Origin of the sequence: Providencia manganoxydans, from assembly GCF_016618195.1 — a bacterium.
Classification (GTDB): Bacteria; Pseudomonadota; Gammaproteobacteria; order Enterobacterales; family Enterobacteriaceae; genus Providencia; species Providencia manganoxydans.
On sequence record NZ_CP067099.1, the window covers coordinates 3,206,060 to 3,220,938 of the forward strand.

Sequence of the window (14,879 nt, forward strand, 5' to 3'; positions counted from 1 at the left end):
ATGAGCGAACTGTTTAAAGCAGCCAGTCTTGCGCGCAGCAATGTTAAAGAAATGACACCCTATATGTCTGCTCGTCGTTTAGGTGGTAACGGTGATGTTTGGCTTAATGCTAACGAGTACCCTACTGCGCCAGACTTTCAGTTTAATGAACGTAACCTAAATCGTTATCCTGAATGTCAGCCAGCCAATGTTATTCTTAATTATGCCGCTTATGCAGGCGTTTCACCCGAAGAAGTGTTAGTTTGCCGTGGTGCTGATGAATCAATCGAACTGCTGATCCGCGCATTTTGCGAACCAGGCAAAGATGCGGTGATGTTCTGCCCGCCAACCTACGGCATGTACAGCGTGAGCGCAGAGACATTTGGTGTCGAGCAGAAAAAAATTCCTTCGATGCCTGATTGGTCACTGAATATCGATGCTATTCGCGACAATTTACAAAATACAAAACTGATTTATATTTGCAGTCCAAATAACCCAACCGGCAACATTATCGATAATAAAGATCTTGTTCAGGTGCTCGAAATGGCGGCTGAGCGTGCATTAGTTGTCGTCGATGAAGCTTATATTGAATTTTGTCCACAATACAGTGTGGCTAGCTGGATAGCTAATTACCCGAATCTTGTGGTACTCAGAACATTATCAAAAGCTTTCGCGCTAGCAGGGCTACGTTGCGGTTTCACGTTAGCATCTGCTGATGTGATTGAAATCCTCCTAAAAGTGATTGCGCCCTATCCATTATCAACCCCAGTTGCCACGATCGCCGCACAAGCACTCAGCATCGAAGGTATTGCAACCATGAAACATCGCGTTGCCACTATCACGGATAATCGAATTGCGCTATCAGAGGCTCTCAGTGAGTTACCTATCGTCGAAAAGGTTTATCCAAGTGAAACCAATTATATTTTAGTGCGTTTTACTGAGGCTAATAAGGTATTTAAAGCCCTCTGGGAGCAAGGCATTATTTTACGTGACCAAAGCAAACAATTGGGATTAACTAACTGTTTACGCATCACGATCGGCACAGAAACTGAAAATGTTCGTGTCATTGAAGCTATCGAAGCACTTTGCTAAATCTGAAAATAGGAAATACTCATGAGCCAAAAAATACTTTTTATTGACCGTGATGGAACATTGATCACTGAGCCACCTAGCGATTTTCAGGTTGATAGCCTCAGCAAATTAGCATTTGAAAAAGCCGTGATCCCAAGTTTACTGGCATTACAAAAAGCCAATTACCGCTTAGTCATGGTTACCAACCAAGACGGACTTGGTACGGATAGCTTCCCTACCGCTGATTTTGAACCACCACACAACTTAATGATGCAAGTTTTCGAATCGCAAGGTATCACATTTGATGAAGTGTTAATTTGCCCTCATAAACCTGCTGATAACTGCGAATGCCGTAAACCCAAACTTGGATTAGTTAAAGAGTACCTGACGGAAGGCCAACTCGATCCTGCGAATAGTTATGTGATTGGTGATCGTGAAACGGATCTCCAACTGGCCGAAAATATGGGGATTAAAGGTTTGCGTTATCACCCTGAATCACTTAATTGGCAGGCTATTACCAAACAATTAACCCAACGTGACCGCCATGCACAGGTAGAGCGAGTCACCAAAGAAACCAATATCAATGTGGAAGTTTGGTTAGACAGAGAAGGTGAAAGCAAAATCAACACTGGCGTTGGCTTCTTTGACCATATGCTAGATCAAATCGCCACCCATGGTGGCTTCCGACTCAATGTCGAAGTCAAAGGCGACTTATTTATCGATGATCACCACACTGTAGAAGATACCGGTTTAGCACTTGGAGAAGCACTGCGTCTCGCATTAGGTGATAAACGTGGTATCGCCCGCTTTGGATTCGTTTTGCCAATGGATGAGTGCCAAGCACGTTGTGCGCTAGATATCTCAGGCCGCCCTCACCTTGAATATAAAGCTGAATTCAAATACCAACGTGTCGGCGATTTAAGCACAGAAATGATCGAGCACTTTTTCAGCTCTCTTTCCTACGCCATGGGCTGTACTCTCCACTTGAAAACCAAAGGTAAAAACGATCACCACAAAGCAGAAAGCTTATTTAAAGTATTTGGACGCACATTGCGCCAAGCTATCCGCGTCGAAGGCGATACATTACCGAGTTCGAAAGGGGTTCTGTGATGAACGTGGTGATTTTAGATACCGGTTGTGCCAACTTATCATCAGTGGCTTATGCGGTAAAACGTTTAGGTTACAACCCACAAATTAGCCGTGATACCAATACTATCTTACAGGCGGATAAAGTCTTTCTTCCCGGAGTTGGCACAGCAAGTGCAGCGATGGACCAACTCCATCAACGCGAGCTGGTCCCTTTAATTAAAGCACTGACTCAACCTGTTTTAGGTATCTGTTTAGGCATGCAATTAATGGGTAGTGTCAGTGAAGAAGGCAAAGAACCGATCCCATTATTAGGCTTGATTGATAGCCCTGTGCAAAAAATGGATGCAAACGGTTTACCTGTCCCACACAGTGGTTGGAACCAAGTGAAACCGCAGGCTGGCCATCCACTCTTTAAAGGCATCAACGATAATGCTTATTTTTACTTTGTGCACAGCTATTCAATGCCAATTTCTAACCAAACTATCGCGCAAACCCAATACGGTAACCCATTTAGTAGTGCGGTAAATCAAGATAATTTTTATGGCGTTCAATTTCACCCAGAACGCTCTGGAGTCGCAGGCTCACGCCTGATCCAAAACTTTTTGGAGATGTAATTGAGATGATCATTCCAGCTTTAGACTTAATTGATGGCAACGTTGTTCGCTTACATCAAGGTGATTATGCCAAGCAAACCGATTATGGCAACGACCCGCTCCCACGTTTACAACAATATGAACAGCAAGGCGCTAAGTTATTACACCTTGTTGACCTAACAGGTGCTAAAGATCCACAAAAGCGCCAAATAACGCTATTAAAAAAATTACTCGCAGGGGTTTCTGTCCCAGTACAAGTGGGGGGGGGTATTCGCAGTGAAGAAGACGTCAAAGCCCTATTGGAAGCCGGTGCAACCCGTGTGGTGATCGGCTCAACCGCTGTCACACAACCTGAGCTTGTGAAAACATGGTTCGAGCGTTATGGCGGTGAAGCGATTGTATTGGCACTGGATGTCCGTATCAATCAGCAAGGTGTAAAAGAGATTGCGATCAGTGGTTGGCAAGAAAACTCCAATTTATCTCTAGAGCAAGCGATTGAAATGTATCAGCCCTATGGCTTAAAACATGTGCTATGTACCGATATTTCTAAAGATGGCACTTTGACTGGCTCTAATGTCAACCTATATCAAGAAATCAGCCAACAATACCCTGATATTGCTTTACAAGCCTCCGGTGGTATTGGCTGTTTAGCAGATATCGCGAAGATCCCTTCATCAGGGGCTGCTGGGGTGATCGTCGGTCGCGCACTACTTGAAGGCAAATTTACCGTTGCGGAGGCAATCGAATGTTGGCAAAACGCATAATTCCTTGTTTGGACGTTCGTGATGGGCAGGTCGTAAAAGGTGTACAATTCCGTAACCATGAAATTATTGGAGATATCGTCCCTCTAGCTCAGCGCTACGCCCAAGAAGGTGCAGATGAACTGGTTTTTTACGATATCACCGCGTCATCTGATGGTCGGGTGGTTGATAAAAGCTGGGTATCAAAAGTCGCTGAAGTGATTGATATTCCATTTTGTGTTGCAGGTGGCATAAAAAGTGTTGAAGATGCAGCTCAAATATTATCTTTTGGGGCCGACAAAATCTCCATTAACTCCCCTGCGCTGTCCGATCCAACACTCATTAGCCGCCTAGCCGATCGCTTTGGAGTACAATGCATTGTTGTCGGTATCGACACTTGGTTCGATCAAGAAACCAATGATTATTTGGTCTATCAATTTACTGGCGATGAAAAACGTACCACCCAAACGCGTTGGAAAACGTTAGATTGGGTTACTGAAGTACAACAACGCGGTGCAGGTGAAATCGTTTTAAACATGATGAACCAAGACGGTGTACGCCAAGGTTACGACTTGGTACAACTGAAAAAAGTTCGTGAAGTTTGCCAAGTTCCATTAATTGCTTCCGGCGGTGCTGGAGAAATGGTGCACTTCCTTGATGCCTTTGCCGACGCTGGCGTTGATGGCGCACTCGCTGCATCAGTTTTTCATAAGCAAATTATTAATATTGGTGAATTAAAGCAGTACCTTGCAGAAAATGGAGTTCAAATTAGAGTATGTTAACTAAACAACAATGTGACCAACTCGCTTGGCAAAAAGTCGATGGGCTAATGCCTGTCGTGGTACAGCATGCAACATCAGGTGATGTACTGATGCTAGGCTACATGAACCCTGAAGCGTTGCAAACAACCCTAAACAGTGGCAAAGTCACCTTTTACTCAAGAACCAAACAACGCTTATGGACGAAAGGCGAAACCTCGGGGAACTTCCTCAATTTAGTGGATATTTACCCTGATTGTGACAGTGATACTCTATTAGCTTTAGTGCAGCCAATTGGCCCTACTTGTCATAATGGTACCGAAAGCTGTTTTGCACCTGCACAAACAGATTGGGGTTTCTTATTTGAGCTAGAAACATTATTAAAATCACGTAAAACAGCGGATCCTGAAAGTTCGTACACCGCCCGTTTATATGCAAGTGGAACCAAACGCATTGCTCAGAAAGTCGGCGAAGAAGGCGTTGAAACAGCACTGGCTGCAACGGTCAACGATCGCGCCGAACTGACCAATGAAGCCGCAGATTTGATGTATCACTTGCTAGTACTACTGCAAGATCAAGAGCTTGATTTATCCACTATTATTAACCGTTTGAAAGAACGCCACCAATAAGCGCCAAGGCAGCTCGTTTTTACGGGCTGCTCATCAAACCAAGTTGTATATAACCTCTGACTTGCTATCATTCTATCAGTCTGATTTAAAAGAAAAGAGGCATCATGTCAGAAAACATTATTTTTAATCAATTAACACAATTGCTTGATCAACATAATGCGAGATACCGTGTTATGGAGCATTCAACGGCAGGAAAATCAGAAGAAGTCGCTAAAATTCGCGGAACCCAATTGGGCCAAGGGGCGAAAGGTCTCGTGTGCCACGTCAAAGGCAATGGTATTCGCCAACATGTACTCGCCATTTTACCCGCTGATAAACAAGCAGATTTAAGTAAAATAGCCCATGCAATTGGTGGGACACGTGCATCACTTGCTAGCCCAAAAGAAGTCGATGAACTGACCCAATGCGTTTTCGGTGCCATCCCCCCTTTTAGCTTTCATCCATCACTTAAATTGATTGCTGATCCTCTATTGTTTGTACGTTTCGATGAACTCGCTTTTAATGCGGGAACACTTGAACGTTCAATTATTCTAAATACTGAAGATTATCAAAAAGTCGCAAATCCAACGCTAGTTGAATTTATCCGTATTGAAGAATGAATGTAAAGCTGACTCAGTTTAAGTAAAAAGCACACAAGATATTATGAGGCTGCTACACTTAATAATAGCGACTATTGACTATTAAGGAGAATATAATGAGCTTATTCGATAAAGCAGAAAATAAAGCAAGAGAAGCCGCAGGTGCAGCAGAACAAACCTACGGTGAAGCAACAGGCTCCACAGAACATCAAATTAAAGGTTCAATACGCCAATGTGCAGCTCAAGGCTGTGACACATTAAATAGTGCAGTAGATACAGTAAAAAATAACCCCCTCGCCGCTGCTACCGTTGCCGCAGGTATAGGTTTTGTGTTTGGCTACTTAGTCGGTAAAAAATAATTTTAAATACGCAAAAGGGAATGATGCATAATCATTCCCTATGAGTCATCGTATTATTGAGTTTGATATTTAATGAGTGCCGCTTTTAATGCTGCGATATCTGAACCACACAAATAAGGTTTTAAGGCAGTGAACTGCTCTTCTGGCCAATCATAGATTTTCATCTCAAGCAGATCAGTAATAATACCCGTCGAGAAACGTTGACCAATTGGTTTTGCAGGATTACCGCCTACAATAGTATATGGCTCTACATCTTTAACCACCACACTATTGGCCGCGATCACGGCTCCCTCACCAATATGGATACCTGGCATGATCATCGCTCGCATACCAATCCAAACGCCATCGCTAATCACTGTATCGCCTTTACCGATATAAGCGTCTTCAATATGTTCAAGAAAAGGATATAAACAAAACCAATCTATTCGATGAGTGTGGTTTCCCCCCATCAAAATCACGGTTTCACCTGCAATGCACACATAATCGCCAATATACAGTTGATCGACATCCCAAGCTAACTGCCAATCGCGGCTGCCTTCATCTCCAACCAAATAACGCACAACCGACTGCTCAAATCCATTATCCCAACAGTCGCTGTAATAGCTATGCTGCCCTTTAATATGGATATTTGGGTTCTGTACAACTTCATGAAGTAATTGGTATTTTGACCAATGTTTTTGATTCATGGTAACAATCCTGATTAGATAAGTTATTACCATAGAACGCTGTCTATGGTGATGTATTCGCGCTCAACAACACATCACCTTTAGCCACTCGAGGCTGCTTTAATAACGGGTTTATCATTTATTAACCTCAGTCTGTGTTGCTAGTTTTAAGCTAGTATTTCTTGCTTTGAGTGCAATCACACAGCCTAATAGCATCAAAGCCGCCAATGCCCATTTCGCAGGCAACATCGAGTAAATTGCTAACAAACTCAATGCAGCACCTACCGCCATTTGAATAAAGCCAACTAACGCAGAAGCCGTTCCCGCTTCCTTTTCAAAAGGCTCTAAAGCATAACTCGTCGCTGTTCCCATCATAAATGCTAAGCCAGTACAGGCGCAGGCGACAGGCAACATATAAGCTAACCAGTGATTTTGCAATGAAGCAGGCAATAAGGTTAAACCGAATAATAGCCCTAAGCACCCCACAGCCATAAAAATACTACCTGCTTTTAAGCAGTTCGGACGACCAATCTTCGGAATATAATAATTCGCAACATAGCTTGCGAACATGATCCAAAAGCCATTTGCCCCAAATGCTAAAGAAAACTGTAACGGCGAGAGACCTGAATCCCCCATTAACACAACTGGAGAGAAAGAAACATACGTCAATACCATTCCCATACTGCCTGCATTAACCAATGCAAATATCATGAAGTTTTTATGGCGTAAAATATGCAGATAATGATTCAGTTGTAGCTTTTTAACGCCCTTTAAACTTTCAGGACGTGTTTCGGGTAAAAACGCGATCACTAGCACTAAAATCACTAACGCATACAGGGCTAAGAACCAAAAAGGTGCTCGCCACCCCCAATATTCCGCCAGAAAGCCCCCCAAAAGCGGCGCTAGTGCAGGGACAATGTTCAACGTGCCGTTTAAAAAACCAAATGCACGAGCCGCTTCAGTGCCATTTAATCGGTCTCGTACGCCACTAAAAGCCACCACGCCAGTACAGCAAACAGCAATCCCTTGCAGCACTCTTGCCGCAATAAAAATTTCTGCCGTCGTTGATAACGCAGCCACAGAGGAGCCTATGATATAAATAAAAATACCAATAATGGCGATAGGCTTACGACCATAGCGATCAATCAATGGTCCTGAGATTAGCTGCCCTAACCCAAAAATGAGAATAAACAGCGCAATGGTTGACTGGATCAGTGACTCAGGAGACCCTAATGCAATGGCAATTGCAGGGATCGTCGGTAAGTACAAATCGATCGCTAATGGGCTAAGGAGTACCAACAACAGTAAGAGAACAAGAAATTTCCGCATAAAATAAAGTATTAGATTAATAAGCATCAAAGAATAAGTTAGGAAGCAGCGCAGCTGATGCCCTACTGCAATAAAAAGCCGACTGATGATTCTATCAAGATTATCAATCAAAGCCACAACAAGATAAATATTTCCTCTATTGAATGAGCACAATTCATATACAAGTATTATTGAATAAAGATTTAATTAATATTGCATAGTTCTATTCAATATCTTTGTCACCCAAAATGATAAAAATATGATTACTGGCGTTATAGATCATTGCTATGACATCACATTTGTTAATCGCCAGTAAGTAATCTTCTTTTTATCTTTTCATTCGAGGTTATTATGAGATATCTAATTGCATCATCAATATACGCTAGTGTGTTAGGAGTACTATTCGCCGTCTCTTCATTTCAGGTTAACGCTCATGGCTATGTCAGAGTACCGCAAAGCCGCTCATATCAATGTAGTTATAATGATGATTTTAATAAAGGTCAAAAAACCCCCACCAATTTTAACTGTGGACTCGGTGCTGAATATGAACCACAAAGTATTGAAGTCCATAACGGTTTTCCTGAATTTGGTCCTCCCGATGGAAAAATAGCCAGTGGAGGGATAGAACGTTTTCTTCCCTTAGATGAACAAAGCCCCACACGTTGGAACAAAATTGATATGAAAACAGGTAATAATACTTTTACTTGGTTTCTGACTATGCAGCACTCAACCACTAATTGGCGCTTCTTTATTACTAAAAATGGTTGGGATCAATCTGCACCATTAACTCGCGCGACCTTTGATCTAACCCCATTTTGTCAACGGAATGACTATGGTGCCATACCACCTTTAAAAACTGATATACCGTTTAGTTGTAAGATACCTGAGGATCATGAGGGCTACCATGTCATCTTAGCCACATGGGATATAGCAGATACACAAAATGCATTTTATCAAGTGATTGATGTTAACTTGAGTAAATAATGTTTAATAAAAAAATGAATACCTTAAATAAATAAGAGCCTTAGAAAACTAAGGCTCTTATCAATATTTAATTAATCATCAATACTCGCGATTATTCCATCCATTCAGTGTGGAATACGCCTTCTTTATCGGTACGCTTATAAGTGTGAGCTCCAAAATAGTCACGCTGCGCTTGGATCAAGTTGGCAGGCAATACCGCCGCACGATAGCTATCATAATAAGAAATCGCTGCAGAGAAGGTTGGTGTAGGAATGCCGTTTTGTACGCCATAACACACAACATCACGCAGAGCTTGCTGATATTCATCAGCGATTTGCTTAAAGTATGGCGCTAACAATAGGTTAGCAATTTGCGCGTTATCGTTGTATGCATCAGTGATTTTTTGCAGGAACTGCGCACGAATAATACAACCCGCACGGAAGATTTTAGCAATCTCACCATAGTTCAGATCCCAATTGTATTCATCTGAAGCCGCTTTCAACTGTTGGAAGCCTTGTGCGTAAGAAACAATTTTACCTAAATACAGAGCACGACGAACCTTCTCAATAAATTGTTTTTTATCACCTTCAACTGGTTTTAGGACTGGCCCCGTTAGAACTTTAGATGCTGCAACACGTTGGTCTTTCAGGAAAGAGATATAACGTGCAAATACAGATTCAGTGATTAACGTAACAGGAATACCTAGATCCAATGAACTTTGGCTGGTCCACTTACCGGTACCTTTGTTCGCTGCTTCATCTAAAATCACATCAACCAAATATTTTCCATCTTCATCTTTTTTCTTGAAGATATCAGCGGTGATTTCGATCAGGTAGCTGCTAAGTTCACCTTGGTTCCAATCAGCAAAAATCTCTGCTAATTCTTCATTACTTAGATTTAATGAGCCTTTCAGTAATGAATACGCTTCAGCGATCAACTGCATGTCACCGTATTCGATACCATTGTGAACCATTTTCACATAGTGACCAGCTCCATCTGGACCGATATACGTTACGCAAGGTTCGCCTTCGGCTTTAGCGGCAATTTCTTTCAAAATTGGCGCAACTAATTCGTAAGCTTCTTTTTGACCACCTGGCATAATAGATGGGCCTTTTAGAGCGCCTTCTTCACCACCTGAAACACCTGTACCGATAAAGTTGAAGCCTTGCTCAGACAATTCACGGTTACGACGGATAGTGTCTTTATACAGGGTGTTACCGCCATCAATCAGGATATCACCTTTATCGAGATGCGGAGTTAATGCAGCAATCGTCTTATCCGTTGCTTCACCCGCTTTCACCATCAGCAGGATACGGCGTGGTTTTTCCAGAGAGTCGACAAACTCTTCAATCGTGTAGCTGGGAACTAATTTTTTCCCTGGATTTTCGGCAATAACTTCATCCGTTTTATCTTTTGAACGGTTGAAAATAGAGACTGAATAACCACGGCTTTCAATATTAAGCGCTAGGTTACGCCCCATGACAGCCATACCGACAACGCCAATCTGTTGCTTTGACATGAAAAACTCCTGTCTGATTAAGACCTACGCCAGCAATCTGATTGCTGACAATTCTGTTAACAGGATCACATGTTAACTCAGGTTTGTTCCGCTGGGTAGTTATTGATGCAATCGTTGGCGCAAACGGAACATAATTTATAGATTATCGTCTCATAAGCGTGAATTCTTATTGATATTTGCGACAACAAACCGCATTATTCATCAGTCGGCATAAGCCGTCATATTAGAAGGTAAAACAAACTGTATGGAATGGATCGCAGATCCTTCGATTTGGGCGGGGCTTGCCACCCTAATCGTTCTAGAAATCGTTCTTGGTATTGATAACCTCGTTTTTATCGCCATTTTGGCCGATAAGCTACCGCAAAAGCTGCGTGACCGCGCCCGCGTAACGGGTCTAATGCTCGCACTGGTTATGCGCGTTGTTTTACTCTTTAGCTTGTCTTGGCTCATTACACTCACCAAGCCATTAATTACACTCTTTGATCACCCATTTAGCGCCCGAGATCTCATCATGCTAATCGGGGGGTTATTTTTGCTGTTTAAAGCCACAATGGAGCTAAATGAGCGGCTAGAGGGGGCTGATGAACACACCAATAGCCAACGAAAAACATCGAATTTCTGGGCTGTGGTTGCACAAATTATCGTCCTAGATGCGGTATTCTCACTGGATTCAGTGATTACTGCCGTCGGTATGGTTGACCATATTGGCGTCATGGTAGCAGCCGTCACCATTGCAATGGCATTGATGATATGGGCAAGTAAACCATTAACAAGCTTTGTTAATAATCACCCAACTATCGTTATTTTGTGCCTTAGCTTCTTACTGATGATAGGCTTTAGTTTAGTGGCAGAAGGCTTTGGTTACGCTATACCGAAAGGCTACCTGTACGCAGCGATTGGTTTCTCTATCATGATTGAGGTTTTGAACCAATTTGCTCAGTTCAATCGCCGTAAATTCTTAAAAGGCAGTCGTCCGCTACGTGAACGCACTGCTGAAGCTGTATTACGTATTTTAAGTGGTAAACATGAAACCGCTGAGTTAGATGCGCGCACATCAGACTTAATTGCTGATAATCAATCTGTATTTGACCCACAAGAACGCCAAATGATTGCACGTGTTTTGGGGATGGCACAACGTAACGTGGAAAGCATCATGACTTCTCGTCACGATGTGGAGTATTTAGACATCAATAAATCTGCCAGTGATTTATTACAGTTGATGGAAAAAAATCCGCATTCGCGCTTTGTGGTCATTGATGAAACCATTAATGATGAGCCAGTAGGTGTTGTTCATGTTCTTGATTTAGTGAAACAACAGTTAAGCGGACAGCCATTGAATTTACGTGCGCTGATTTCTCAGCCGCTTATCTTCCCTGAAGGGTTATCACTGTTAAAAGCGCTTGAACAGTTCCGTAAGGCACAAACTCACTTCGCATTTGTGGTTGATGAGTTTGGTACAGTTGAGGGCGTAGTAACGCTAACCGACGTAATGGAAACCATCGCAGGTAACCTGCCTGAAGGGGCGGAAGACAATGACTCACGCCACGATATTCAAAAATTGGAAGATGGCAATTGGGTTGCCAATGGCTTTATGCCGTTAGAAGACCTTATTTTGTTTGTGCCCATTCACTTAGAAGATAAACGTGAATATGAAACGATTGCGGGCCTATTGATGGAACACCTTCAGCGTATCCCTGAAGAAGGTGAAAAAATTGAAATCAATGGCTGCATTTTCCAAGCGTTGGAAGTTAATAGTCACCGTATTAGTAAAGTACTGATTATTCCACCGAAAAGACATGCCGATGATGAAGAGTAATCATTGTTGATAGTATGTTCATGCCAAACACAATACCGGCCGATTGGCCGGTATTTTTTTGTTGTTTTTTCGTCAATCAATATTTGTCGATAAAATACCCAGCTAACATTGATAATCTTAAGGCGTTTTTTGCAAGAGTTTACTATTGAGATGTTCAATAATTTGAGCAACTTAATAATATTACTCGAGGTTAGAATGACTACTTCTATTTCAGATCACAATAAATTAGCAATTTATAGCAGCCAGTTAGGCCAAATATCAAAAAAAAATACAGAAGAAACTAAAGCATCAATTGTAAATTCAATAAATAATGCTAGTAATTCACCAATAGAAAAACCTCAAGTAGAAGCAGCTAAACAAGGAAAGGCTCATACAGGTGATCTTAAACAATTAAATGATAATATCAAAACATTAAAAAATTTAGTGAGCGAATATCAAAGCAATGATAAGTCATTGCCATTAGGCTGGGGTACTGAAAAAAAAGGCCGCTTAGAAAAAATACAAAAAAACATAAGTAATATATTAAAAGATATAGATAATTATGCGCTTCGGATTGCAGGAAATGAAACAAAAGCACAAGCTCGTAAAGCAAAACAACTTAGCAGTGACATAAGTACTACAAAGACGTTACTCAGCTCAATAGGCGAGATAGACAGTAAAGCAAAATTGGGTCAACAAATTTCGAATAATGAGCAAAAATCTCGGACAGAACAGTATGAGAGTAAACAACTCCAAAAATTATTAGGGCGTACTCAATAATATTAGCTTAATCCACACTCTGTTCACATATCAGAGTGTGGATACAATCATCAAAGCGCATTCAACAAATCACTTAGCCCTTGCTTTTCTTCTTTCTTCAAAAAGTTACCAATCGCCTCTTTAGCTTGGCTTCTTAACTCATTACGCAATAGCTTTTCAACATTGAGTTGATATTGCAGATTATTCCACCCGCCGTAAATACGTAACGGAATAGTCATCGCTTGTAATTGCTGGATAAAACGAGAATCACCGCCCCACCCTTGAGTAATCTGTACACCTAAATTAACATCTAGACTTTCAGCCGGCACATTAGCCCAACCTTGCCCAGTAATTGAAATCAACGGTGAGGTGGCTTGCATCGAAGCAATATTAATAATGCCTTTATTTAAACGGCCATTAACCGTGAACAATTCAACTTCTGTATAATTACCGGTATTCACTGGCGCATTAATTTTATTGGTCACTCGTGAAATAGACTGCTGGATCAGTAACGGAATATTAAGCCCAGCCAATCGCGCATTGCGTAGACTAAAATTAATCGGCCCTTGCCATAAATTTTTCACGGCATAATCATCATAACCGGGTCCAGACAAATCTGCGTTAATGGTAACAATACCGCTGAGCTTCTCAGGCATATTAAAGGCTTTTAATAATGGCGTAAGATCGATATTTTGAATATTAGGTTTTGCGGTGAGTTGTGCTGGCACATTGGTATAATCAATAGTGACTGGCAGTGAAAACTGCCCGCTAAATGCCTTACCTTCAAACTGCGAAATCACCAATTGAGGCGCTTGATTTTGCGCTACAAATTTGACGGCATTGACTGCCATACCACGATATACCAAATTATCAATATTCAAATTAATATTGGCAGTAAAGGATTTTAAATTCGACAAATCATATTTTTGCGTTTGCTTACCAGATATAACTGGTTTCACACCAACCCTAACTGAATTCTCTGTTTCATTGGCGCTATTATTACTGGTATTTTCATTGGAATGCGGCGTACCTAATAGCTTATCAAGGTTCAGCATAGTTGAAGAAAGCTGTACATTCACATCAGGGATATTCCCTAACTTGGCATTAATCTTACCCGTTAGTTCGCTATCATTGGCTTTAATAATAATATTAGTTAAGTTTGCTGTTGCAATATCATCTTTAAGATAAGCAAAATCAGCAGTAAATTGCCCCGTGACACCCCCTTCAGGCAAGTCAACGCCAGTAAAGGTATAGTCAAATTGGCTTAATTGCCCACTAATTTGATGCGATAATTGAGAAAGATCTAACTCAGCTTGTGCATCAAAGCGGAGCTCTTGCTGATTTTTATTTAAATTACCGCTAAATTTAGCTTTGATTTTACGCTCATCACTTTTTTTCAGTGAAAGATCAATATTGCGTAAATTGTATTCATCGTTTTTGGTTTTCCAGATCACCAAACTATTCGATACTTCAACTTGATTAATATCGAGCAACCATTGGCTTTTTTCTGTAGAGCTTGGAGTGCGCTGATGACCTTCAGGTGCGATAGGTGAATTGGTACTAATTTGTGGTTCGCTTTCAGGCGTTTGACGAATAACTGCGCCATCTAAAACAATTTGCTCTACAGATAGGCGGTGAGAAAGCAAGGGCCATAATTCCACATCGAGACGCATATTTTCCGCGCTCAATACGGGCTGGCTCGCATTTGGAGCGGTTACCGAGACAGGACCTGTAATAATGCTTAATGTCGGCCAAACATGCCAACGCATATCACCTTTGAAATCGAGCTGATAGCCGCTCTTTTTCTCCACTTTTTCGACCAAATATTGCCTGAAGTCATTTGGATTAACGAGCATCACTAATGCGGTTAACCCTACAACAACCACAACCAACAAAATGACCAGTGTCGTCAGAAACCGTTTCATTCTTCCCTCACTTAAATTATGTCTGCTACGCCACACAAAAGGCTCACACTACACCTATCCCTGCAATTTACGGAATTACCCTATACTCATCATACTTCAAGTTGCAGATTTTTCACTAAGGTACCAGCGACTCGAATCACTTTATTTAC

The 14,879-nt window shown here is 41.6% G+C and carries 15 protein-coding genes; 11 read left to right on the forward strand and 4 right to left on the reverse strand.

Annotation, left to right across the window (positions count from 1 at the left end; translation table 11 throughout):
* The 8 genes from hisC to JI723_RS14545 all read left to right on the forward strand — a co-directional run bounded on the left by hisC (position 1) and on the right by JI723_RS14545 (position 5,796).
* Positions 1-1,071, forward strand: coding sequence for a histidinol-phosphate transaminase (gene hisC, locus JI723_RS14510; RefSeq protein WP_319068791.1), 1,071 nt, complete (start codon positions 1-3; stop codon positions 1,069-1,071).
* A 21-nt stretch (positions 1,072-1,092) separates the two neighbouring features.
* Positions 1,093-2,160, forward strand: a complete 1,068-nt coding sequence (gene hisB / locus JI723_RS14515; protein WP_272581034.1) for a bifunctional histidinol-phosphatase/imidazoleglycerol-phosphate dehydratase HisB — start codon at positions 1,093-1,095, stop codon at positions 2,158-2,160.
* On the forward strand, positions 2,160-2,753 hold the full coding sequence (gene hisH / locus JI723_RS14520; RefSeq protein WP_337979534.1) for an imidazole glycerol phosphate synthase subunit HisH: 594 nt from the start codon (positions 2,160-2,162) through the stop codon (positions 2,751-2,753). The genes hisB and hisH overlap by 1 nt, the downstream gene beginning before the upstream one ends.
* Positions 2,754-2,758: 5 nt before the next feature.
* Positions 2,759-3,496, forward strand: coding sequence for a 1-(5-phosphoribosyl)-5-[(5-phosphoribosylamino)methylideneamino]imidazole-4-carboxamide isomerase (gene hisA, locus JI723_RS14525; protein ID WP_140180559.1), 738 nt, complete (start codon positions 2,759-2,761; stop codon positions 3,494-3,496).
* A complete protein-coding gene (hisF, locus tag JI723_RS14530) occupies positions 3,478-4,254 on the forward strand; it encodes an imidazole glycerol phosphate synthase subunit HisF (protein ID WP_070924946.1) in 777 nt (258 codons plus the stop codon). Before hisA ends, hisF begins: the two co-directional genes overlap by 19 nt.
* On the forward strand, positions 4,248-4,859 hold the full coding sequence (gene hisIE / locus JI723_RS14535; protein ID WP_272581035.1) for a bifunctional phosphoribosyl-AMP cyclohydrolase/phosphoribosyl-ATP diphosphatase HisIE: 612 nt from the start codon (positions 4,248-4,250) through the stop codon (positions 4,857-4,859). The genes hisF and hisIE overlap by 7 nt, the downstream gene beginning before the upstream one ends.
* A 104-nt stretch (positions 4,860-4,963) precedes the next feature.
* On the forward strand, positions 4,964-5,458 hold the full coding sequence (locus tag JI723_RS14540) for a YbaK/prolyl-tRNA synthetase associated domain-containing protein (RefSeq protein ID WP_070924948.1): 495 nt from the start codon (positions 4,964-4,966) through the stop codon (positions 5,456-5,458).
* A gap of 95 nt (positions 5,459-5,553) precedes the next feature.
* Complete coding sequence (locus JI723_RS14545; RefSeq protein ID WP_070924949.1) at positions 5,554-5,796, forward strand: glycine zipper domain-containing protein; 243 nt, start codon at positions 5,554-5,556, stop codon at positions 5,794-5,796.
* A gap of 53 nt (positions 5,797-5,849) precedes the next feature.
* Here JI723_RS14545 and JI723_RS14550 read toward each other — a convergent pair whose 3' ends face one another.
* Complete coding sequence (locus JI723_RS14550) at positions 5,850-6,482, reverse strand: CatB-related O-acetyltransferase (protein ID WP_272581036.1); 633 nt, start codon at positions 6,480-6,482, stop codon at positions 5,850-5,852.
* 114 nt (positions 6,483-6,596) lie between these two features.
* Positions 6,597-7,790 (reverse strand): multidrug effflux MFS transporter, encoded by a 1,194-nt coding sequence (locus tag JI723_RS14555; protein WP_319068781.1) that lies wholly within the window; start codon positions 7,788-7,790, stop codon positions 6,597-6,599.
* Between the two features lie 330 nt (positions 7,791-8,120).
* Here JI723_RS14555 and JI723_RS14560 point away from each other — a divergent pair, with 330 nt between their 5' ends.
* A complete protein-coding gene (locus JI723_RS14560) occupies positions 8,121-8,753 on the forward strand; it encodes a lytic polysaccharide monooxygenase (protein WP_140180580.1) in 633 nt (210 codons plus the stop codon).
* 91 nt (positions 8,754-8,844) lie between these two features.
* Here the strand turns inward: JI723_RS14560 and gndA are convergent, their stop codons facing one another.
* Entirely contained in the window at positions 8,845-10,251 is a 1,407-nt protein-coding gene (gene gndA / locus JI723_RS14565; RefSeq protein WP_070924953.1) for an NADP-dependent phosphogluconate dehydrogenase, read from the reverse strand.
* Between the two features lie 244 nt (positions 10,252-10,495).
* Between gndA and JI723_RS14570 the strand changes: the two genes are divergently transcribed.
* A complete protein-coding gene (locus tag JI723_RS14570) occupies positions 10,496-12,067 on the forward strand; it encodes a TerC family protein (protein WP_070924954.1) in 1,572 nt (523 codons plus the stop codon).
* A 195-nt stretch (positions 12,068-12,262) separates the two neighbouring features.
* Positions 12,263-12,826 (forward strand): hypothetical protein, encoded by a 564-nt coding sequence (locus JI723_RS14575; protein WP_337979535.1) that lies wholly within the window; start codon positions 12,263-12,265, stop codon positions 12,824-12,826.
* 50 nt (positions 12,827-12,876) lie between these two features.
* On the opposite strand, the gene asmA is transcribed toward JI723_RS14575, so the two are convergent.
* Positions 12,877-14,730: an outer membrane assembly protein AsmA gene (gene asmA / locus JI723_RS14580; protein WP_272581039.1), complete on the reverse strand. Its 1,854-nt coding sequence runs from the start codon at positions 14,728-14,730 to the stop codon at positions 12,877-12,879.
* Between the last annotated feature and the right edge of the window lie 149 nt (positions 14,731-14,879).